23 protein-coding genes are annotated in these 19,340 nt (G+C 54.3%); 7 read left to right on the forward strand and 16 right to left on the reverse strand.

The features are described 5' to 3' along the window. The 13 genes from ABKW30_RS06345 to ABKW30_RS06405 all read right to left on the reverse strand — a co-directional run bounded on the left by ABKW30_RS06345 (position 1) and on the right by ABKW30_RS06405 (position 10,037). Entirely contained in the window at positions 1 to 1,647 is a 1,647-nt protein-coding gene (locus tag ABKW30_RS06345; protein WP_348597503.1) for a terminase TerL endonuclease subunit, read from the reverse strand. Further along, entirely contained in the window at positions 1,647 to 2,033 is a 387-nt protein-coding gene (locus tag ABKW30_RS06350) for a phage terminase small subunit P27 family (protein ID WP_348597505.1), read from the reverse strand. The genes ABKW30_RS06345 and ABKW30_RS06350 overlap by 1 nt, the downstream gene beginning before the upstream one ends. Further along, entirely contained in the window at positions 2,030 to 2,344 is a 315-nt protein-coding gene (locus ABKW30_RS06355) for a phage head closure protein (RefSeq protein ID WP_348597506.1), read from the reverse strand. Before ABKW30_RS06355 ends, ABKW30_RS06350 begins: the two co-directional genes overlap by 4 nt. After that, positions 2,344 to 2,757, reverse strand: a complete 414-nt coding sequence (locus ABKW30_RS06360; RefSeq protein WP_348597508.1) for a DUF3168 domain-containing protein — start codon at positions 2,755 to 2,757, stop codon at positions 2,344 to 2,346. The genes ABKW30_RS06355 and ABKW30_RS06360 overlap by 1 nt, the downstream gene beginning before the upstream one ends. After that, positions 2,754 to 3,185 (reverse strand): HK97-gp10 family putative phage morphogenesis protein, encoded by a 432-nt coding sequence (locus ABKW30_RS06365; protein WP_348597509.1) that lies wholly within the window; start codon positions 3,183 to 3,185, stop codon positions 2,754 to 2,756. Before ABKW30_RS06365 ends, ABKW30_RS06360 begins: the two co-directional genes overlap by 4 nt. Next, positions 3,175 to 3,477: a head-tail connector protein gene (locus tag ABKW30_RS06370; protein ID WP_348597511.1), complete on the reverse strand. Its 303-nt coding sequence runs from the start codon at positions 3,475 to 3,477 to the stop codon at positions 3,175 to 3,177. The genes ABKW30_RS06365 and ABKW30_RS06370 overlap by 11 nt, the downstream gene beginning before the upstream one ends. Next, positions 3,474 to 4,100, reverse strand: a complete 627-nt coding sequence (locus ABKW30_RS06375; protein ID WP_348597513.1) for a hypothetical protein — start codon at positions 4,098 to 4,100, stop codon at positions 3,474 to 3,476. The genes ABKW30_RS06370 and ABKW30_RS06375 overlap by 4 nt, the downstream gene beginning before the upstream one ends. Further along, positions 4,097 to 4,441: an HNH endonuclease signature motif containing protein gene (locus ABKW30_RS06380; protein WP_348597515.1), complete on the reverse strand. Its 345-nt coding sequence runs from the start codon at positions 4,439 to 4,441 to the stop codon at positions 4,097 to 4,099. Before ABKW30_RS06380 ends, ABKW30_RS06375 begins: the two co-directional genes overlap by 4 nt. Beyond that, positions 4,441 to 5,073 carry a hypothetical protein gene (locus ABKW30_RS06385; RefSeq protein ID WP_348597517.1) on the reverse strand — a complete coding sequence of 211 codons (633 nt, stop codon included), beginning with the start codon at positions 5,071 to 5,073 and terminating at the stop codon, positions 4,441 to 4,443. The genes ABKW30_RS06380 and ABKW30_RS06385 overlap by 1 nt, the downstream gene beginning before the upstream one ends. Beyond that, entirely contained in the window at positions 5,073 to 6,608 is a 1,536-nt protein-coding gene (locus tag ABKW30_RS06390; RefSeq protein ID WP_348597519.1) for a phage major capsid protein, read from the reverse strand. Before ABKW30_RS06390 ends, ABKW30_RS06385 begins: the two co-directional genes overlap by 1 nt. Continuing rightward, complete coding sequence (locus tag ABKW30_RS06395; protein WP_348597521.1) at positions 6,605 to 6,907, reverse strand: gene transfer agent family protein; 303 nt, start codon at positions 6,905 to 6,907, stop codon at positions 6,605 to 6,607. The genes ABKW30_RS06390 and ABKW30_RS06395 overlap by 4 nt, the downstream gene beginning before the upstream one ends. Beyond that, positions 6,907 to 8,151, reverse strand: coding sequence for a phage portal protein (locus ABKW30_RS06400; protein ID WP_348597523.1), 1,245 nt, complete (start codon positions 8,149 to 8,151; stop codon positions 6,907 to 6,909). The genes ABKW30_RS06395 and ABKW30_RS06400 overlap by 1 nt, the downstream gene beginning before the upstream one ends. 98 nt (positions 8,152 to 8,249) lie before the next feature. Then, positions 8,250 to 10,037, reverse strand: coding sequence for a site-specific integrase (locus ABKW30_RS06405; protein ID WP_348597524.1), 1,788 nt, complete (start codon positions 10,035 to 10,037; stop codon positions 8,250 to 8,252). A 426-nt stretch (positions 10,038 to 10,463) separates the two neighbouring features. On the opposite strand from ABKW30_RS06405, the gene ABKW30_RS06410 reads away from it, so the two are divergent. Next, the gene (locus tag ABKW30_RS06410; protein ID WP_008122608.1) at positions 10,464 to 10,640 is read left to right on the forward strand and encodes a YegP family protein; all 177 of its coding nucleotides are present in this window, start codon (positions 10,464 to 10,466) and stop codon (positions 10,638 to 10,640) included. Between the two features lie 92 nt (positions 10,641 to 10,732). Here the strand turns inward: ABKW30_RS06410 and ABKW30_RS06415 are convergent, their stop codons facing one another. Continuing rightward, the gene (locus ABKW30_RS06415; RefSeq protein WP_348597526.1) at positions 10,733 to 11,140 is read right to left on the reverse strand and encodes a putative immunity protein; all 408 of its coding nucleotides are present in this window, start codon (positions 11,138 to 11,140) and stop codon (positions 10,733 to 10,735) included. 219 nt (positions 11,141 to 11,359) lie between these two features. Between ABKW30_RS06415 and ABKW30_RS06420 the strand changes: the two genes are divergently transcribed. Beyond that, complete coding sequence (locus ABKW30_RS06420; protein ID WP_348597528.1) at positions 11,360 to 12,145, forward strand: phytanoyl-CoA dioxygenase family protein; 786 nt, start codon at positions 11,360 to 11,362, stop codon at positions 12,143 to 12,145. Between the two features lie 53 nt (positions 12,146 to 12,198). Here the strand turns inward: ABKW30_RS06420 and ABKW30_RS06425 are convergent, their stop codons facing one another. Then, a complete protein-coding gene (locus ABKW30_RS06425; RefSeq protein ID WP_348597529.1) occupies positions 12,199 to 12,756 on the reverse strand; it encodes a DUF308 domain-containing protein in 558 nt (185 codons plus the stop codon). Positions 12,757 to 12,894: 138 nt separating this feature from the next. Between ABKW30_RS06425 and ABKW30_RS06430 the strand changes: the two genes are divergently transcribed. Beyond that, positions 12,895 to 13,473: a TetR/AcrR family transcriptional regulator gene (locus ABKW30_RS06430; protein ID WP_348597530.1), complete on the forward strand. Its 579-nt coding sequence runs from the start codon at positions 12,895 to 12,897 to the stop codon at positions 13,471 to 13,473. Positions 13,474 to 13,485: 12 nt separating this feature from the next. On the opposite strand, the gene ABKW30_RS06435 is transcribed toward ABKW30_RS06430, so the two are convergent. Continuing rightward, on the reverse strand, positions 13,486 to 14,382 hold the full coding sequence (locus ABKW30_RS06435; protein ID WP_348597532.1) for a LysR family transcriptional regulator: 897 nt from the start codon (positions 14,380 to 14,382) through the stop codon (positions 13,486 to 13,488). Positions 14,383 to 14,508: 126 nt separating this feature from the next. Here ABKW30_RS06435 and ABKW30_RS06440 point away from each other — a divergent pair, with 126 nt between their 5' ends. The 4 genes from ABKW30_RS06440 to ABKW30_RS06455 all read left to right on the forward strand — a co-directional run bounded on the left by ABKW30_RS06440 (position 14,509) and on the right by ABKW30_RS06455 (position 19,245). Beyond that, on the forward strand, positions 14,509 to 15,405 hold the full coding sequence (locus ABKW30_RS06440) for an arginase family protein (RefSeq protein ID WP_348597533.1): 897 nt from the start codon (positions 14,509 to 14,511) through the stop codon (positions 15,403 to 15,405). A gap of 276 nt (positions 15,406 to 15,681) precedes the next feature. Further along, positions 15,682 to 16,173 carry a sigma-70 family RNA polymerase sigma factor gene (locus tag ABKW30_RS06445; protein ID WP_348597535.1) on the forward strand — a complete coding sequence of 164 codons (492 nt, stop codon included), beginning with the start codon at positions 15,682 to 15,684 and terminating at the stop codon, positions 16,171 to 16,173. A gap of 60 nt (positions 16,174 to 16,233) precedes the next feature. Further along, entirely contained in the window at positions 16,234 to 17,205 is a 972-nt protein-coding gene (locus tag ABKW30_RS06450) for a FecR family protein (protein WP_348597537.1), read from the forward strand. A 153-nt stretch (positions 17,206 to 17,358) separates the two neighbouring features. Further along, positions 17,359 to 19,245 carry a TonB-dependent receptor plug domain-containing protein gene (locus tag ABKW30_RS06455; RefSeq protein ID WP_348597539.1) on the forward strand — a complete coding sequence of 629 codons (1,887 nt, stop codon included), beginning with the start codon at positions 17,359 to 17,361 and terminating at the stop codon, positions 19,243 to 19,245. The last annotated feature ends 95 nt before the right edge of the window (positions 19,246 to 19,340 follow it).

A 19,340-nucleotide genomic window follows, 5' to 3' on the forward strand; every position in this document is an offset into this window, starting at 1 on the left:
TTATGCTGCTGCCGTTTCGGACCAAAGGCGGCCCATAAAGTCGGCGTGTTCGTCGGTATCCATTTCGAGAATTGAGCGCCGGTTATCGTTCGCCACGGCGCGAGATACGGCCATTACTGCGGCAACCGCGCCGTCAATGCGGTCGGTCTTCGTGGCCTTGTGCATCCTCACAAGTCCGGTAACGTTGCGGGAAGCCACAACGCTATCGAAGTGATGCCGAAGAACCGGGTGTCCGTTGTGGCGGATCATGCGACCATTCACGGTGCGCTCAAGGTCGCCGATTGCCGGTCCCATGGTGAGCGGGGCCTGTCGCATTTCCACGGTCGGAATGCCGTCATCATAAAGCCGCTGCATGGTCTGCCGGGCAAGGTAAGGGTCGAAAGCTACTTCCTGCACATTGTCATTGTCGGCACAAATTTCGCGAATGTGCTTTTCAACGGCTTCCGGTTCGATGACCGGACCGTCAATGACCGTAATCAAACCTTCGTCGCGCCATTGCTCATAGGGAACGCGGTCACGATCAGAACGGGCCTTCAGGTCATCGCCGGGAACAAACAGCCAAGGATGCACGGAAATCCTGCCATCCGGGTGACGCCATGCGCCGACAACGGCAGTCAAGTCGCCATTCTTCGACATATCAACGCCGATGAAACAGGGCAGGCAAGCGAGGTCGGCAAGATCAAAGTTAGGATCAAGCCCGGCGTCATAGGTCGCCATATCAAATAGCGGGTCGCGGGAATGCGCCTGCCAGATGTTCAGATTGAACTGTTGAAAGGCAAAACATTCGGCAGGGCGGTCGGCTGCTTCCTTTGCTGCCGTGCGCAAAGCGTTCAAATTCGGAAAGCCATGAGCAAGGCCGGGATTGACGCGATGCCATACAGCTTCGTCCTGCCAATCCTCGCCGGGTGCGGCTTCAAAGATGATCGGCAGATATGCCGGATTGTCGATTTCGCCGAGCGCGACCTTGCGGGCATAGTCGTATTCAGTGAAGCCGAGATTTTCCGAACCACGTCCGGCAGTCGTGGCAATCACCATAAGCGTGCCGCTGGTCTTCACCATGCCGGACTTCAGCGCTTCCCAAAGGTCGCGGCCCTTCCACACATGGATTTCATCAACCAGCACAAAGGCGGGCGTCTTGCCGTGCTGTGCTGCTCCATCGCTGGAAATAGCCTGAAGCTCAACGCCTTCAGCCTTGAACGCGATCTTCTTGGCGCTGTTATGCGCGTCATAGATGCGGGTCGCCGCTACAAGTCGCTTGTCCATGCGGACGATGTTTGCGGCTTCCTTGAAGCCGAGACCGGCTTGCTCGCGGTCGGACGCGGCAAAGATCACCTGTCCGGCAGGAACATGTTCCGGGCCGATGGTGTGAAGCAGGGCGAGGGCTGCGGCGAGGCTGGTCTTACGGTTGCCACGCGGGATCATCCAAAACACGGTTTCAACAATCCGCCGTTCGTCCGGGTGCCGGGGTCCATAGATGCGCCGGACAATTCGTTCCTGCCAATCATAAAGCTGAAAGTATCGACCGAGCGCGGTGCTGTTCGGATGCTTCAACAACCGGAGAAACTTCACAGCCCGCTCGCCATAGCCGAACGGATCGTCAATCGGGCTGCCGTCAAAAATCCATTCCGGATAGGTGCTTTTCGCCATCAATGCACCTTCAGCGGATTGTCGCTGTCGTCATCGTCATTCGCGGCGCTGCCGACGCGGGCGCGCGATACCGGTGACAATCCGTATTCTGCGGCAAGCTGCCGGGCGGTTTGCATTGCCCGGTTCTGCATTCCGAAGAGAACCTTATCCAAACCAGACACGCGGAACAGCGCTTCGATTTCCCGGACGCGGCCAACGGCAACGCAATAGTTTTCGACGCCGGTTAAATCCGCCTTGGTAATAAGACGATCTTCAATCAAGCGCGGCATGATACGCTTCCATTCGGCGCGTGCTTCCTCCGTCATCCACTTAGGTGCGGTCGGTGCCTTCGTGAGCGGTGCGCGGTCGGGCGTAAGTGCGGGCTTAATGCCGCGAAGATGGGTCATGACGTTGCTACCGCCCTAAGTTCAAGGGCGCGCCGCCTGCCAATTTCCTTGATTTCCTTCAGATCATGGGCTGCACCATTGTAGAGAACGCGGTCGGCGGTGGTGATGCCGGGAAGATAGCGCACGCGGAAAACGATAGTGCCGTTCTCTGCCTCGCCAAATCCGGTCAAGAATTCGGTTGCCGACTGCTGAATTACTTCGGCGCGGATCGTGGCAATATTCGTCCAGGCGGTGACGACACTGCCGGACGGCTTTACGATTTCCATCAACCGTTCAATGGAAATGCTGCGATCAAGCTTCCCGGCGCGCATTAGATAATCCACCGGATAAGGGCTTCGACGGAAAGCACGCCATGACCATAAGCCGGGTCCGGGTCACGCGGATAAACAGCGCGGGTAACGCGGAAATGGTCACAGTATCCGCCGTCAATCTCGATAGTCTTATCGAGTGCCATAGTCGCGGCAAAGGCGATTTCCTTGGCTGCATCCTCGCCAGCGTTAAGCGTCCAGATATGAAGGTCGAGATAAACCCACGCGACACGCTGTGCGGTATAGTCATAACCCTGCAAAGCGGTGTTGCCGTCACTCATTATAATGCACGGCGTCTTATCCGGGCGCGAGCCACCGGCGCGGATATGGTTCGCCGGGACAAGGGCGCTGACTGCTGGATCACTGGTAAGCGCGGCGCGAATAGCGGTCTGAAGGGCAAGGGTAGGTTCAATCATTGGTTATTCCATGCGTCTTTAATCGCCTTCTTGGCAGCGCGATTAATTCGGTTCTGAAGGCGCGGGCGAAGCAACCGGAACGCGGGCCAAAAGAAAGGCTGGGCGTCGGTATCGTTGGTCCCGTATTCAACAAGGTGCGGGTAACGAACATCGGTGTTACCGACAGTCACAATCACTTCGGTTTCACCGGCAATGCGGGAACCGCCCGGCTGCGAATATGCGGGCGTGGTATGACCGGGCGGGGTCACGGCAATGCTGTCGATCAGTGCGCCGGTATCACGCGAAGTTTCGGCAAGGGCCTTCTGATGCTGCGCAAGCTCATGGCCGGACTTTAGCAAGGCCGAATTAATACCCTTCCTTGGCGCAAGCCGGATACGATCAATAGCCGCGAGAGTCGAGGCAAGCCCGTTATCGTTCTTATTCGCCATCGCCGAACCACTTTTCACGGTAGGAATCGGCAACACTGGTCACTCCATAGGGCGCAAGCTGCATGGAAATACCGAATGCAACGGCTTCCCGCTGCTCATAATAGAAGGAAACCAGCTTCAGAACGGCAAGCTTTAGGTCTGCCGGAATTGGATCGAAATCCACAATCGGCTTTCCGATGTAGTTGCCAAGCCAGACTTCAGCGGCGTCGACATACAATTCAATAAGCTCATCATCGGTCGTGCCGTCGATATTCATGTGTAATTTCGCAAGCGAAAGCGTGACGCTGCTCATGCGTTTTCAACCTTTTCAGAAAAAGTTATTTCGGGACTGTCTTGTAAAGCGCTCCCCCCGCCGGTTCCCTTTGAAGGGGCAAAGTTGGAAGATACCCCCGGCCTGCCATGCGCGTGCCTACCCATGCGAGAGAAGGGCGGTTCGGCCATGGCGAGTTCAAGCGGCCAACCACGGCGCAAGCGGCTTTCAACGGTGCGAGGCTCAACGCCACCTTCACGCGCAAGTTCGGCGCGGCTCATCGGGTTACGGCCACGCTTGAATGAAACGGCGGCAGCGAGACTACCGTGCTTGTTCATGCGCACGCATAATGCGTTGTAGGTGATACCCAACTCATTCGCCCATTCGTGTAAGGTCAAACAATGACCATTGACGGTGTGCTTCTGCCGGTAACGTAAACGGGAAGCAGTCTTCCGCTTCTTTTCCCGCGCCATCTGTTTGCGGCTGTAAATAGGAAGACGCTGGCCGCGATGGCCGACCTTCATGGGCGTGGTGATGGCGTCGGCAATGGACATGCCGCGTTCGAGGCGTCCAATTATGATTTCCGGGGTGATACCGTAATCAAGCGCCCATTCAACAATCGGCTGTTCGATACGGTCATAGGTGAGCATCGTTGCAGGCGTCATTGTGCACGCTCCTGCCGCTGCTTCACGCTGTTGTGGCAAGGTGCACAAAGGGGCTGCCAATTGGTGCGGTGCCAAAACAAGCTCTTGTCGCCACGGTGCGGGATAATGTGATCCACAACGGAAGCAGGCTTGCCACAACCGGGCATGGCACAATGCGTGTGCATGATAAGGTATTCGGCGCGGGCCTTACGCCATTCATGATTATAGCCGCGTGCGCGTGCTGAGGGGCGTCGTGCATCATGGCGGGCATTGCGTGCGCGGGTTGCCTGCTTCTGGCATTCACAAAGAACGCCGTGCGGGACGGTCTTGCCGCAAGTGCACAAATGAGGGGGCTTAGGCATTATGCGGCGCTCGCGATCTTCATCTTGAGGGCGCGCAAGCCTTCACGGTCAAACTGTGGATCAAGGCCATCAGCCTTCATGCGGTCGGCAAGATCGGCGTCGGGTGCGGTCTTGGCGGGCTGCTTCTCATCTTCGCTACTGCCGTGAATAGCCTTCAGCTTGGCGATAAGGCCGGAATAGGCGCGGTCGATTTCGGTAGGGGTAGCGTTCCATGCGGTGTCCGGCGTCCAGCCAAGCCAGCCGGTCGCCTTCTCATAAAGGTCGGCGTAGTAGTCCGGCCACGAAACCGGCTTGCCGGGATTGGCAACGGGCTTGCTGCTCTTTTCCGGGGCGGGAAGAAACAGCTTGCAAAGGGCAAGGATAGGCGGAATCACTACATCAGGAATATGCTTCAGCGGCACGGTGTCCAGATAGGCAAGGAAAGCGGTTGCTTCCTGCCGGTCGGTCGCGGCGATCATGATGATTTCGCGGACGGTGCCGAAGTGAAATTCGAGGATACGGCGCTCAAGGTTGAAAAAGCCGTCATGCAAGCGTTCGAGCTTGGAAGCGGCCCGCAATGACGGGCGCAAGCGCACGGTGTTGTTTTCACCGTGCAAAAGCGTCAATTCATCATTTGCGAGCCGCGAAGTCATTAAGCGGCCTTGAGCTTCAGCTTAGTCAGGGCTTCGCCCATGACGACCTTGCCACCAACGCGGCGACGGCCAACGAACTGCACAAGGTCATTTTCCGAGAACTTGGCGTAGTCAACGGAAGGATCGAAAGCGATGCGGTCCGTAATGAGATAGCCACGATGGAAGTCGCCGAAGATGATCGGCGTATTACCGGCAACGGGGTCCGGCATGTCATCGGCCATGTAGATCGGGCGATCAAACAAGCGAGCCGGTTCGCCGGACTGAATGCTGCGTTCCCAAATCAGGTTGCCGTCGCTATCCTTCAAGCCGCGAATGAAGCGCGCCGTCTTGCGGTTCATTACCCATGCACCGGCGTTCTGGTAGCTGGCCTTGACCGAATAGAGAACGTCAAGCAGGTCGTCTACGTCGAGGGCGGAAGCGCCGGAAGTCAGTTCCTGCACTTCGCCGGACGTAAGAACGCCTTCGGCCTGCGTGGTGCCGTTACCGTTTACGAACCAAGTAGACTCAAGTTCTGCGAAGCGGTCGGCGATATGGCCGGAAATCCACGACACGAGATTGACGGCACTGTCTTCAAGCTGCGAACGCGAAACAAGCACCTGAGCACCCATCATCTGCGGTTCAATGCTGATCTGTTCGAAGGTCGGTTCGCTTTCCGGCTTGGTGCCGGTTTCCGTAACGCTGCCCGGCGTAACCCGATCTACAAGGCGAGGGATGCGAAGCAGGCCACCGTCAAGCTGGATCGAGTTTGCAAGCTGGCGAATAGGGTTGCTCTTGCCGAGCTTCTCCAAAATCTGAGCAAGCAGGGTATCGTTGACCAGATTGCCACCAGTGCCGGGCGGCGCAATGGTGAGCGCCTTCCGTTCCAGAATGGTGCGCTTCAGGTCTTCGGACAGCGCCTTAACTTCGTTATCATTGACCGCTGCCGGGTGATTGTTGTTCGCCGCAAGCGGGCGATTGGCTTTCGCTTCCAGCTTATCCATGCGGGCCTTGAAAGCCTTCATTTCTTCAGGGGTAACAACCGGATCGGACTTCTGCTCGACTGCCGGTGCAGTTTGAATTTCTTCGTTTTCCATTTGATTTCCTTCGATGATGGATTTGACTTCGGTCACGCGCGCGGACGGATGAACCGGGCGACGGCAGAGCGAAATTTCGGTGATGGTGAGGTCGGTAAGAATGCGGCCACCTTCCGGGCGTGCCTTGGAACCGTGAAGCTGGTAGCCAATGGACAAGCCGGACATGATGCCAGCGCGGATACGCTGGCGTGCGGTGCGGGCCGGTGCCGCACCTTCCACAAACAAGCTGCCCTTTACTTCAAGGCCCTTGTCAGTGACTTCCATGTTTTCCCAGATACCGACAACTTCCCGCTGCTCGTGCTCCAAGATCATCGGAACCTTGGATGCAAACCGGAATGCGGACGGCTCAATAAGGTCGCCGACGCTATCCGCCGAACCAAAAGGCCATGCGATGCCGGTCACGGTGCCGGTATCGTCAATCGAGACTTCGGCCTTGATTTCGAGGTTTTCAGCTTCGATCATTCGGGCTTACCGCTCCAGCGGGCGTCCAAGATGTCGAAGGCGAGGGGAAAGATTTCCATGATCGGGCGCGGCTTGGCGTAGGTATCGACAAGCGTCTGCGCTTCTTCAGGTGACGTTCCGCCACCGATAAGGCCGGTGCGGACAATCTCAATCATGTCGGTGAAATGGAAATCCGAGTGCATGAACCGGGCATAAAGCGCGGCAATGCTCGCGTCGGTCTTCCGCTCCAATTCAAGAATCATCTCGGTCGTGAGGACGAAGTTTTTATCTCCGTCACCAAAATAGGCGGTGTGCTGCATTATTCGGCTGCTTCCTTCGCCTGAACCTTGGAAGGTTCGGGCGTCGTGTTCGTGGTGGTGTAGGGGTTTGCAAGTTCGTCGCCGCCCGGCATTGCCGGAAGGTTCATTGCGGCGCGGACTTCGTTCGGGGTCATGGCGCGCATGGCGACAAGCTTGCCAAAGATTTCGGCCCGGCCTGCCGCATCGGCACGCTGAAGGTCATCAATGACAAATTCGAAATAGTGGGTGTCGTGCTCTTCGTCGGTCAAAAGCACGGTCGCGTAGGCGTCCTGCCACTTGTCCAGCCAAGGGCGAAGGCAAAGCTGAAGGAAGCTTGCGGCCATCTGTTCGGCGTTTGACCAAGTAGCGCGTTCAAGCTGATACAACATTGAGGGGGGGACGCCGAAGATGCGGGCGATTTCATTGATCTGTTCAAGGCGATTTTCGATGAACTGTGCATCGGTGCTGGTTAGCGCGATCTGCTGATACTTCCATCCGCCGTCCAGAATGAGCGGGGTAGTCTGCTTCCCGCCGCTAAACGCAGTGCGCCATGACCGGAAGATATTGCCGATAGTCTTTGCGCCGTTGTCTTCCCCGCCGAGCTTGTTAGCGTCGTTATAGATCATTGCTGCCGGACGTGCGCCGCTGCCAAACAATTGCGCGGTGTGCCGCTCAAGTAGCATCGCAATGCCGATAGCTTCGCGGCCAAGCTTGACCGGGGAAACGCCAGCGAAGGCGGGGATATAGAGAACGTCGTGATAGGAAAGCCGTGCCTGTCCGCGTTCGATTGATACGAGATAGAAGGGTTCGCCGTCATCTTCGAACTTGCGCTGCACCTTGGAAGGGTCCAGCCGATGAAGCTCAAGGGGGCGGTCATCGGAAGCGCGGACGACTTGCGCATAGCCTGCACCATGAAGCAGGGCGTCAACGGTGAGGTCAATGCGAAGCTGCCCGGCACTGGTCCAGTCATTCGCCCGGCTATGGGCGATCTTATTGCCGTTGTGATCTTTCGACGATTCCTTGCTGTCGTCGGTTTCCCGATAGAGCTTGCAAGGTAAAGAGCCAATCGTTTCGGAGATAAGCCGCACGGCCTGAAGAACAGCCGGAACATGCATCGCAGAATAGCCAGTAACGGCAACGCCGGACGCAGTAGGGTTTACGCCGAAGATTTCACTGATAGCTGGATCATTAAGGGAAATCGCCTTTTGTTCGTTGCCAAGGCCAATAGACTTCTTGACCGTTTCAACAATGGAAGCAAAAGGCATTCAATCCGTCTCTCGTTTAACTTGAGACGGATTCTCTCATACTGCGAATCGCTTGTGAATCCCTAAAGTGATTATTTTCCTATTTTGTAGGAATTATTTCATACTAAGTGATCGATTTTTAGGTCCGGATAGGCAATTGAGGCAATCAACTCGACACGCGCTTCAAGCATACCCTGCGGCAAGGTGCCATAGCGCTGCGTCGTGGTGCCGGACGTGTGACCAAGAATGAAACCGAATTGTTCGTCCATATGCCCGGCCCGGCGAAGGGCGTCTGCGACACCATGTCGAAAACTGTAGAGGGATAGGCCGCGACCGTTCTTCAAGCCAATCTTGGTTAAGTAGCGCGGGAAGTCGCGGCTGAAGTCAGCCATCATTTGACCGCGTTCATTGCGTTCGGCAAGCGGGAACAGCCGGGGTTCGCCCGCCTTCTTCATGCTGGCGTGATATTCAATGAAGCCAAGCCTAACCAGTTCGGCATGAACAGGAACCACCCGGATAGAGCCATTGGTCTTCACGCTCTTGTCACCTTCGCCATCGGTCGTAATGTGCATGATCCAATGGCCGCGATCCTCGCGAACGTCATCAATTGAAAGCTGCGCAATCTCTGCCGGGCGTGCGCCGGAATACAGCATTATAAGGGGAACCCAAAACCGATGGTCGCGGATTTGCACATTTCCCGGCTTGCTCCAAAAACGGGGCGCTTCGTCACTCTGGCAACCAGTGAAGAACGGCGACTTGAACAAGCTGTTCATCTGGTCAACCGTGAAGGGCTTTGTCGTCTTGTCCTTTGACTTCTTCAGGAACATATCGGACGCGGGATTTTGAGTTAGATAGCCGTGATTAGATAACCAAGTGCAAAAAGCGCTGAAGCCGGACAGATAGCGATTGATGGTTGTATGACTGATTACGGGCTTTCCTACTGTTTCATTGTGCTTCACGATCTGCACGATCTTCATACCCTCGAAAGCCTTAGTTTCGGTCGCCTTAACCGGATACTGAAGCAATAAACCCTTCCACTCGCGGACAGCTTTCTTGTCGATCCGATGCACCGGGAAGGTGCCACCGACATATTCAACGAAAAGCCCTACGTCGCGACGTGCTTGCGCCATCGTATCGGGCTTGATCTGTTTCGGGTTCTCGCGGGCGTATTTCTCGAAAAGCTCCATGATGGTTTCGCCCGGTGCTGCGGCTTCTCGGACTTTGCCAGTTACGGGCTTAACGATAGGGTCTGTAGGTGTGCGGGTGAAGTCGCCTTCGTCGCGCTCAAAGGTGCGCTTCAGCCCTTCGATTTCGGCCCGCATCATACGTTGAGCCGTGTCTGTCCAATCCGGGTGGTCCCGGTCTACAAGCAAGCGGCCCTTGTCAACATAGTCGTCAACCTCATGAGCGATAAGGGCGGTGTTGCCGGTCGCAAGATGCTTCTGCATGTCGGTTAGCTTTGCCCGGCGCGACATAGCATCCACTTCGCGGGCGCGCTGCTTGGCCTGAACGTCAAGCGTGGCGTCAAGGATCGCCAAGGGGTCGGTGCTGGAAATCTCACCGCGTTCGGCGCGGGCAAACATGGCGCGGGTAGCCTCGTCAATTTCGGCTTGTGTCGGCGTGTTGCGCCGAGCGGTATCGTCGCGCTGAAGGGTGGCTTCGTAATGCTGCCAGACTGCAACGGCCTTGTCGTCGGCAGTTATCTCGCGGCGGGAACGGATATCTTCAAATTGCCGGTTCCAGTCTTCCACGACCGGCCACATAAGCCGCTTGGCAACATTCTCTTCCTTGGTGCCGAGTGCCTTCACAAGTTCCTTTTTGCCGATCAAATCCGCGAGATCGGTCGGAACTTTGATGCGAGCGTAGTAGCTCGCGCCGCGTCGAAGAAGATAACTTATGCGTGCCATTTTTGCCCTCGTGTAGCATCCCGGTGTTACAGTCTGGTGTTACAACTTTGACAAAAATTAGTCAATGATTACAATAAAATAAGCGAAAACAATGCCTTGAAAAAAGTTGGATTACTGTCCAGGTTCCCCAGCCAATCTTCATTCGATCTCATACTCTCCTGATGTAATCATCGTTTGCGAGCGATGATATAGGGACGGTTATCATCCGGCCTGATCGGTGATTTTACCGGCTGGATATTTCCGTAAAATCCGGTTCCAGAAACGGGCGCCACTCGCTGTAGTCATGGAGGGTTTTCTGTTCTCTCAAATTAGCGGGTTGGTCAATTCGACCGGCAGAACCTGCCGTCATTGCAACTCTTGTCATTGGTGCAAGCAAATGGCACCTTGAACGCGTGTGATTCATGCTTGCAACAAGGAAGCTCTATCTTGGCCCATAAGTTTGAAATCTATAAAGACAAAGCTGGCGAGTTTCGTGTTCGCTTCAAATACAATAGCGAAGTAATGTTCTCGACCGAGGGCTATTCGACCAAGGCCAGCGCGCAGAACGCCATTGATTCAATCAAGAAGAATGGCCCGGACGCGCCGACCGAAGATAATAGCTGACCGTGTTGTCAACTGGGGCCTTCCTTTGATTTAAAGGCAGGCAAAACCGGTTTGCGTCAGGGCGTTTGGGTCTGACGCATCTCATCACGGTATTACGTAGCGAAGATTATTGCCCGCAAGTGTTCGGGCAGACAATCATATTGCCATGCTCGTTCGACTTCCGCCCCGCTTTCGCGAGCCACGGCTTTTAGAGCATATGCTGCGGCATGAGGCGCGTGAGTTGCCACGTGTGCCGTGGCTGCAGCGTGGCCCGCTGAGCGCGCGGCGGCCACAGCTTCGGGCTCCCTCGCGTCGCGGGCAGCTTCATGCGAAGCGAAAGCCGCTTTTCGAGCCTGCGCCATTGGCAATTCTCCGCGCACCCACGCTCGGCATGCCTCAATGGCCCTCCTCGGTCGGTCATCGCAAGGGGAACGGCTTTCAAAGTGCGTAAGCACATGTTCCGCACAGTCACCAGCCCAGATCGCCAGTAGCCGATGATCTTCCTGTGAAACGATTTCCATCGCTAGCAATCCCGTGTCTCGCACTTTGATTGATTCCCACCGAAAGATGTCAAGGAACGAAGCCATTTGCCATTATTCTGCCGTCGTTCGGGTAAAGCTTTCAAGCATGATGTTCATGTCCACATTCTTCCCGCTGATTTGAACGGCCCTTGCGGCGCAACATAGCCAATCAGATCAAAACGGTCCCGCTGATGCAGAGGACCGAACGGAGAATGTATTATGCCAAACAACAAGTATATTGGCCTGACTGCGCGTCAGGTCCGGAACTTCATTAGTGATGGTTTCGTCAAAGTCGACCATGCCTTCGAAACCGATGTTGCAAAGACATGCAGGGATGAGTTGTGGGCGGATACTGGTCTATCCCCCGATAGGCCTGAAGACTGGACGCACCCCGTCATTCGAGTGACGTCCAAGTCGTCGCCTCCCTTCGTTAAAGCCGCCAATACACCGCGTTTATGTGAAGCCTACAATCAACTCGCAGGTGTGGATCGCTGGCTAGCGCCCAAGGGGCTTGGCACCTTTCCAATACGCTTTCCCTCATCTCAACCACCGGGTGACGACGGGTGGCATGTAGATGTGAGTTTCGGGGATAGCCCGGATTTTATGGAATGGCGTGCCAATGTGAAGAGTAGGGGAAGGGCCCTGCTTATGCTGTTTCTCTTATCGGACGTTGGGCTGGAAGACGCGCCGACGCGGATAAGGAAAGGTTCGCACACAACCATCGCGCGGGAGCTGCTGCCCTATGGTGATGGTGGTGCGACACTCAGGCAGCTTTCCGCCGATGGCTATACCTCAACGGAAGATTGCGATGTCGAACTGGCAACTGGAGTGGCAGGCACTGTCTATTTGTGCCACCCCTTCCTTGTTCATGCGGCACAAGCACATATGGGCAAAGAGCCGCGTTTCATAGCGCAGCCGCCACTGTTTCCGAAAGGGGAGTTTGATCCGGCTTTGCCCCCATCGCCCGTTCAAATCGCCATCCGTCAGGCTTGCGGGTTGGTGTAATCCGATACCGAGCTATCCGGAAGCGGGGGGCTCGCTTCCGGAACAGGCAGCATCTAGGCGGCCGCTTTGCGAGAGGCCGCGACGACGAGCCAGATTGCGGAAAGCAGGAAGTAGAAAGCGCCAAAGGCAGCATATGGAGCGATGTCCAGAATTGTTGGAACAACCGTGCCGATGGACCTGCTGATCATGAAGGCTCCGGCAAGGGCTGATTGCGCGCCACTCAGGATCATTGGCCATTGCGCGCCGTAGTGACGCCAGCGCCTCACGCCTGTGTAGAGCTGCAGTACGCCGGAAAAAATTGCCCAAACGCCAAACGCTGCCAGAACAGCAAACATGCTGGTGCTGACTGTCACGATCACAGCGATTGTCATTATCGCGCTGACCGCGACATTAAATGCCTGCGATGGATTGGCTTTCAGCCCGCCATTCACCCGCGCGTCAACCAGATTGGCGAGCGCGTCCCATGCCGGATAAATAACGAGCAGCAATATGACGAGATGGGATTGCGTACTGAAGAGTATGGCGGCCGCGACCCAGGCAACTGAGAATATGGCGCGTGTGAAGTAATAGGATCGTAGCCAACCGGGTTGGGTGGGAGATAGTTTTGGCATTGTAGATTTCCTCATTGATATCTACCTACTAGTAGGAAGGTAATTGTCGAAAGTCAACCCGTTACTCCAACACCACTTTGTGAGATGGGGAAACGAGGTCGATCTTGACAGTTTGCCTACCAGAAGGTAGGTGGCGCTATGAAATCAATGGCTTCGACTTCAGAAAAGATCCTCGACATCGCGCAATCGCTCATTGTTTCGGGGGGGTATAACGGGTTTAGCTATGCTGATATTTCCGTTGCGATCGGCATCAGGAAGGCGAGTATCCACCATCACTTTCCAACGAAGGCCGAACTGGTTTCGGTGCTGGTGGACCGATACAGGCGGCAGGCTGAAGCAGGTTTGCAATCTCTCACGGAACAGGTTGTAAGTCCCGCCGAGCAACTGCAATCGTACCTGAACTACTGGCAGACATGCATTCAGGATTCTTCGCATCCTTTCTGCGTCTGCGCGATGCTCGCTGGTGAGATGCAGATGTTGCCGGAAGAGGTCGCATCCGGCGTTCGCGTTCATTTCCAAAGCCTTGCGGCTTGGCTTACATCAGTGCTGCGTGCTGGAGTAGAGCAGGGCTTGTTCAGGTTGAGCAAGCGGCCCGAGGACGAGGCCCAAATGCTGATGGCCTCAGTTCACGGGGCAATGCTCTCTGCAAGAGCTTTCGGTGATCCCGGATTGTTCACCACAATCGTTACCACCCAGATGACCAAGCTGACAAAGTAGCCAATAGTATCTTCAGAACTGAAGACCGGATGCCAAAAGGTCGATAAACTGCCGTACCCTTGCGTCCAGGAGCCGTCGGTCCGGATAAATCACGCTGATCTCAACAGTCTCTGTCATTATCTCTGGCAAAATATGTACTAAACGACCCGACTGAACATCTTGTGCGACGAGAAAGCTCGGCAGCAAGGCTATGCCGAGGCCACGTGCGACCGCGTTATGCAAGGCTTCTCCGCTGTCCAATCGCAAACGGGTTCGGACTTGTGCGGTAAACCAATGCCCTCCCGAATCTGCAAAACGCCATCGCTGCCTGTTTCCCCGGCTGCTGAAGGAGAGGCACAGATGGCCTTCCAACTCATCCAGACTGTTCGGCTTGCCGTGCCGGGCAACATAATCGGCCGACGCAACAATTAGATATCGGTCACGCGCCAAGACACGCGATACTAACCGGCTATCGACTGCCGAGCCGCCGAAGCGGATGACGAGATCAAAACCCTCCTCGACGACATCGACTAGCCGGTCAGAAAAACTCGCTTCGATTTGCACACCGGGCCATTTGGCAAGAAACTCTTCTATGAAAGGCATAATGACACGCTGACCAAAAGCGTGCGGCGCGGATAGGCGCAGTACACCGCGCGGAACGCCGGTCGGGCTGACCACGCTCGCTTCCGCCTGATCAACCGCATCAACGATCCGCTGGCCATGAGCGTGAAAAGACCGGCCCTCATCGGTGAGGCTGAGCGCTCGGGTCGTTCTATTGAGCAGGCGCACCCCCAGCCGATCTTCGAGGCGCGACACGGCTTTGCCGGCGGCGGACCGGGTAAGGCCTGTGGCTCTTGCGCCGGCAGCGAAGCTCCCCGTATCCGCCACAGCCATGAACACGGCAATATCATTGAGGTTTGCACCTGCCAATCAGACCTCCATAGATGCGAAAAATCTTGCCGTCTATGTATCCTATTATTCCCCAATAGGCCATGGCACGCGACAGATATGATCTCTACATGTCATATATCGAAAAATGGCAAGGAGTTAAAACTTATGGAACGCGAAAAAACGCTTCGCCTGCTCTTCCCGCAATGGCAGGGCGGTGGCGATCCGTCATATATGTTTGGCGCAAGACTGCTGGCTTGGCTCGCGCCTGAAGCAGACGGCCCCGTCGAAGAAGTCACAGTCGCAGAGCCGGACGGCGAGCCTTTGCAGGTCTCTGATGGAATTCTGGCACGGGAAATTGTCGTGAGCCAGTTCCAAGACGCCCGCCGCCGCATTGATCGTCATCAGCCGGACCGGATTGTCGTGCTGGGCGGAGACTGCGGCGTTGATCTGGCACCTTTCGCCTATTTGAACGAGCGATATGGCGGAGACCTTGCTGTGCTTTGGATTGATGCGCATAGCGACCTGTTTTCGAACAAGGTCTTCCCTAATTCTCACGCGCATGTGCTCGGCAGCCTGATGGGGCAGGGCGATCCGGAATTTCTCACGGCGGTGAAAACACCTATCAAGCCTGGCAATGCGCTGATTGCGGGCTGGCGCAAGCTTCCGGATAAATTGTCCGAATTGCAGGATTTTGAGGATGAATTGGCCGAGCGTATGCAAATCCAGAGGATAGGACCCGAAGAGTTGGCCAGCAATAGCGAGCCGGTTCTTGCCTGGTTGCGCGCGACTGGTGCCAAGCACGTGGCGGTGCATTTTGATCTCGACGTCCTCGACGCCAACCTGTTTCGTTCGCTGACCTTTTCGAAGCCCGGCGCACCCGCTCCAACGGAAGACGACATTCAAGCCGGTCGTATGACGCTTGCGCAAGTAGTTGGGTTGCTTGCCGATGTCGCGAAAGAGGTCGACGTAGTTGGTCTGGGTATCACGGAGCATATGCCTTGGGACGCGATGGCGCTCCGCAACGCACTTGCAGAAATGCCCTTGATCGGCAAATCTCAATAACAGGCCGGATGCTCGAAGCTGCGGCGGCAAATTCGCCGCAGCCTTTGGGGTTTGTTCGCAGCCTTTCTGCGTCTGGTAATATAGGCTAGCGAGATGGAAGCCGACTTCGCCTACAATTTTAGCAGAATATATTGGTAGAACAAAAACTTAGGTACGCTCCTAGGTTGAAATTCAAGCTGAGAACCCGATATAAATATGATTATTATAATCAACTATTGTTAGCTGTGTATTTTATGGCTATGAGCTTTAGATCAGGGGTTGGTTTGGAGTAGAGCTATGGCAGAGAGTGACGACGCGTTTGTGTCCGCTTTCATTCAAACTACCCCGGAGATAAAACGCTATCTAACCCGCATGACAGGATCGCGGGAAGATTCAGAAGATCTTATGCAAGAAGCATGGATCAAGCTGGCACGTAATAAAGCAGCGGCTATTGTTTCTCCTATCCCTTATTTGAAAAGCATTGCGCGCTCTTTGGCGATTGACCATGACCGTAAACGCAAGCGTCTTTTAACCAGCTGTGACATTGCTCACATTCTGCTTGTGCGAGATGAACTGCCTGGACCTGAGCAGCAGCTGATTGATCGAGATCAAATTCGCAGTTTGATGGCAATAATTAAGACATTCCCGGAGCGTCGCCGTAGAATTCTTATTGCTGCACGGCTAGAGCGCCGTCCCTACGCAGAGATTGCTCAAGAATTCGGGGTTTCGGTTCGTACGGTCGAACTCGAAATACGTAAAGCGCTTGATTATTGTATCGCTCATCTGTGACGATATTTCTGCCCCAATATTGCGGGTTGTCATTTTCTGATCGTTAATGGATATGAAGCCATGAATACGCTTTGCGATGAGGATTCAAAACGGGAGCGAAGTGTGGAGACTTCCGAAGCGCTTAAGCAGCAAGCGATAGGCTTTATCATTCGGATTACCTCGGGGGATGCGACCACTGAAGATGCGGACAGGTTGGCTGAGTGGCGTGCATTGAGTGCAGAACACGAACAGGCTTTCTACGAAACAGCGAGCCTTTGGAAAAACCTTGGCCCGGCATTATCTGTCGAACCAGAGAATGTACCTGCAAATTTGTCACGGCGTGGATTTATCGTTGGCGGCTCTATAGCAGCGAGTCTTGCCGGTTGTGGAATTGTGCTTTCTGATCTCGGCTACATAGCGTCTCTCGGGGCAATGTTTTCCGATTACGCTACTGCCGTGGGGGAACAACGCAGCGTAAAGCTACCGGATGGCTCTACTGCAGTCCTCGATGGTGGCACGATACTTTCTCTTTCATACTCCGATGAAATCCGGCAAGCACGGCTTGTTTCTGGCGCAGCGGTATTTGATATCGCTAAAGACGTGCGCCGGCCTTTTGAACTATTGGCCAGTAATGGAAGCGTTGCCATGACAGAGGCAAGTTTTGCCATACGTAAAGGCGTCGATGATGTCTCGGTTGATTGTCTGAAGGGGAGCCTTCACGTTGATTGCAGTAGCTCCGTACAACTCACCGCCGGAGAGGGTGTCAACTATACGGCAAATGGTTTGAAGCCGAAATCTGCAATCGATCTGGATACTGCTGCGGCATGGCGTGACCGTTTACTCATTTTCCAGGATCAGTCTCTGGAAAATGTAGTTGCTGATCTCAACCGTAACCGGCGCGGGAAAATTTTGATTGCCCGCAATGAGCTCCGCACTCGCCATGTCTCTGGTATTTTCCACCTTGACCAGCCACACGAAATCATATCGCAACTTGAAGAAACGCTACAACTGCATCCGGTGAATCTAGGCGGAGGGATTGTGTTGCTACTCTGAAGTCTCTCATGATCCAACCTGTTCGAGTCGGACTAGAAGGCATTTGATTTAAAAAAATATACTAATACTAAAAAAATTTTCGGGTTCTCGTTTTCTGATCGTCTTGTGAATTGATGCTGCATGTTGCTGTAGCAGTTATTTATAGGAGCAGGGATGAGTTTCTTTATGTATTATGCAAGTGTCGCAGGGAAAAATAAATGTCTGCGCCGATGGCGGCTTGCGCTATTGTGTTCATCAATCGTTTGCACAAATAATGTGCTGTTGCCCGAAAATGCATTAGCACAGCAAATGATTAATTATAATATCGAGGCAGGAGCATTAGATACGGCTTTAGCGCGTTTCGGTGCAGCCACAGGTGTGCAATTATTATACGACAGTTCGTCTACGCGTAATATAAGAACTGCAGGGGTTAAGGGAAATCTTAAAACTGAGAAAGCCCTTGAGCGCCTTCTGGCGGGTACAGGTCTTAGTTATCACTTCACAGCACCCAATCGTGTCACATTCTCCGGTCCTGCACGATCATCTGCTGTCTCTGCGCGTGATGACGGTTCCATTGTCCTTAACCCTATTACTATTGGCCGTCGTAAAGCGCCGGGTGAATCGTTTGATTCAGATACGCCTTATGGAACATCGGCTTCGGTCAACCATATATCGCGTGAGGATCTCGACAAGACAGGAGGCACATCAACAAGCGATATTTTCCGTAATACACCGGGCGTTGCCGCAGCGGATGGTCGCAACTCCCCTTCAATCGAAGTCAACATACGCGGTATTCAAGGCATGAATCGCACACCCATACGGGTGGATGGAACTTTACAAAGTACTCCAATTTATCGAGGATATTTAGGTGCGTCTAACCGATCCTATGTTGATCCGGATTTGCTCGGAGGGATTGATATTACCAAAGGGCCGACTTCAGGTGCGAATGGTTCCGGGAGCATTGGCGGCGTCATCAGCATGCGTACACTGGATGCCGACGATATTATTAAGGACGGTAAGGATTGGGGCATTCGTGTACGCGGTGGTGGAGCCAGCAACAGCATAAAAGCGCCATCTATCGGGACGTTCGACAAGCGAATTGGCGCGCCGGGGATCTTTGATATTGCAAGTGGGCATGGCAGCATTGTTGCTGCTAAGCGGTTTGGTGACGCCGAGATTATTGCTGGATTTGCGCGCCGTTCTCAAGGCAATTTTTTTGTCGGTAAGCATGGTCCCAACTCGATTTCAGAGGAAACTACCAGCGGTAATTTTACGGAGCAGCGTATATCTCCTGTGGCGCGAGGTAGTGAGGTGGTCAACACTCAGCGTGAGGTGATTTCTGCATATATCAAAGGTAAGGCTGAATTCGAGGGTGGTCATGCTGTCGAAGTATCCTACATTCATTTCGATAGCGAATTTGGTGAGGTAATGCCATCTCAGATTAGCCGTTTTGACTGGACGAATGTAGGACAGCAACAGCCGAATACCGTTACTTCTCATCGCGCTATCGCCAAGTATGCATATAATCCGCAAGATAATGATTTAATTGATTTTCGCTTCAATGTCTGGGGGACGTGGTTAGATCAAAAGACCCGTTCGGCAACAACGATTGGCTGGTTTCCTGCGCAGCTACAGGCGATTGATACTTATTCGATCGTGCCGAGCGATACATTCATGGCCGGAATGGAAATTGCAAACGTATCGCGGTTCTATACACGTTTAGGCGATGTCTCCATCAATTATGGTGGTTCGTATGCTTGGGAAGACACCAAGCCGCTGGGCAGTGATTACTGGTACAAGCCGCCAGATGGGCGTCGCGAGGAGGGCAGTGCTTTCGCGCAACTCAACTGGAAAGCGCGATCATGGTTAGATATCCATGGTAGCTTGCGTTATACAACCTATGACACTGCGGACAGAGTCTCCTATAAAAATTTTCCGCACTATGAAAAACAATTTTTCGACGAATACGGTATTACTCGTAATGCGTTAAGTGGTTCTGGCTGGTCACCGAGTGTGGGTGTAACCATTATGACCTGCTCCCCTTTGTGTCCGCATTTATAAGTTAGCTCTGTTCTGGTTTTGACGTGCTCCCCGTCTTTAGGCCACCCGGAGCTGGAATTTTCCGGGGTTAAGGCTCATGCCGGCAGTGGAGCCGA

This window comes from Phyllobacterium sp. SB3, from assembly GCF_040009165.1.
In the GTDB taxonomy this organism is placed as follows: Bacteria; Pseudomonadota; Alphaproteobacteria; order Rhizobiales; family Rhizobiaceae; genus Phyllobacterium.

Bases quoted from the DNA above. Each gene is read 5' to 3' on its own strand.
- ABKW30_RS06385 (WP_348597517.1), bottom strand. From the start codon at position 5,073: ATGACTTCGCGGCTCGCAAATGATGAATTGACGCTTTTGCACGGTGAA.
- ABKW30_RS06450 (WP_348597537.1), top strand. From the start codon at position 16,234: ATGAATACGCTTTGCGATGAGGATTCAAAACGGGAGCGAAGTGTGGAG.
- ABKW30_RS06355 (WP_348597506.1), bottom strand. From the start codon at position 2,344: ATGCGCGCCGGGAAGCTTGATCGCAGCATTTCCATTGAACGGTTGATG.
- ABKW30_RS06390 (WP_348597519.1), bottom strand. From the start codon at position 6,608: ATGATCGAAGCTGAAAACCTCGAAATCAAGGCCGAAGTCTCGATTGAC.
- ABKW30_RS06440 (WP_348597533.1), top strand. From the start codon at position 14,509: ATGGAACGCGAAAAAACGCTTCGCCTGCTCTTCCCGCAATGGCAGGGC.
- ABKW30_RS06455 (WP_348597539.1), top strand. From the start codon at position 17,359: ATGAGTTTCTTTATGTATTATGCAAGTGTCGCAGGGAAAAATAAATGT.
- ABKW30_RS06365 (WP_348597509.1), bottom strand. From the start codon at position 3,185: ATGGCGAATAAGAACGATAACGGGCTTGCCTCGACTCTCGCGGCTATT.
- ABKW30_RS06345 (WP_348597503.1), bottom strand. From the start codon at position 1,647: ATGGCGAAAAGCACCTATCCGGAATGGATTTTTGACGGCAGCCCGATT.
- ABKW30_RS06395 (WP_348597521.1), bottom strand. From the start codon at position 6,907: ATGCAGCACACCGCCTATTTTGGTGACGGAGATAAAAACTTCGTCCTC.
- ABKW30_RS06350 (WP_348597505.1), bottom strand. From the start codon at position 2,033: ATGACCCATCTTCGCGGCATTAAGCCCGCACTTACGCCCGACCGCGCA.
- ABKW30_RS06375 (WP_348597513.1), bottom strand. From the start codon at position 4,100: ATGACGCCTGCAACGATGCTCACCTATGACCGTATCGAACAGCCGATT.
- ABKW30_RS06445 (WP_348597535.1), top strand. From the start codon at position 15,682: ATGGCAGAGAGTGACGACGCGTTTGTGTCCGCTTTCATTCAAACTACC.
- ABKW30_RS06370 (WP_348597511.1), bottom strand. From the start codon at position 3,477: ATGAGCAGCGTCACGCTTTCGCTTGCGAAATTACACATGAATATCGAC.
- ABKW30_RS06380 (WP_348597515.1), bottom strand. From the start codon at position 4,441: ATGCCTAAGCCCCCTCATTTGTGCACTTGCGGCAAGACCGTCCCGCAC.
- ABKW30_RS06420 (WP_348597528.1), top strand. From the start codon at position 11,360: ATGCCAAACAACAAGTATATTGGCCTGACTGCGCGTCAGGTCCGGAAC.
- ABKW30_RS06415 (WP_348597526.1), bottom strand. From the start codon at position 11,140: ATGGAAATCGTTTCACAGGAAGATCATCGGCTACTGGCGATCTGGGCT.
- ABKW30_RS06425 (WP_348597529.1), bottom strand. From the start codon at position 12,756: ATGCCAAAACTATCTCCCACCCAACCCGGTTGGCTACGATCCTATTAC.
- ABKW30_RS06405 (WP_348597524.1), bottom strand. From the start codon at position 10,037: ATGGCACGCATAAGTTATCTTCTTCGACGCGGCGCGAGCTACTACGCT.
- ABKW30_RS06430 (WP_348597530.1), top strand. From the start codon at position 12,895: ATGAAATCAATGGCTTCGACTTCAGAAAAGATCCTCGACATCGCGCAA.
- ABKW30_RS06400 (WP_348597523.1), bottom strand. From the start codon at position 8,151: ATGCCTTTTGCTTCCATTGTTGAAACGGTCAAGAAGTCTATTGGCCTT.
- ABKW30_RS06360 (WP_348597508.1), bottom strand. From the start codon at position 2,757: ATGATTGAACCTACCCTTGCCCTTCAGACCGCTATTCGCGCCGCGCTT.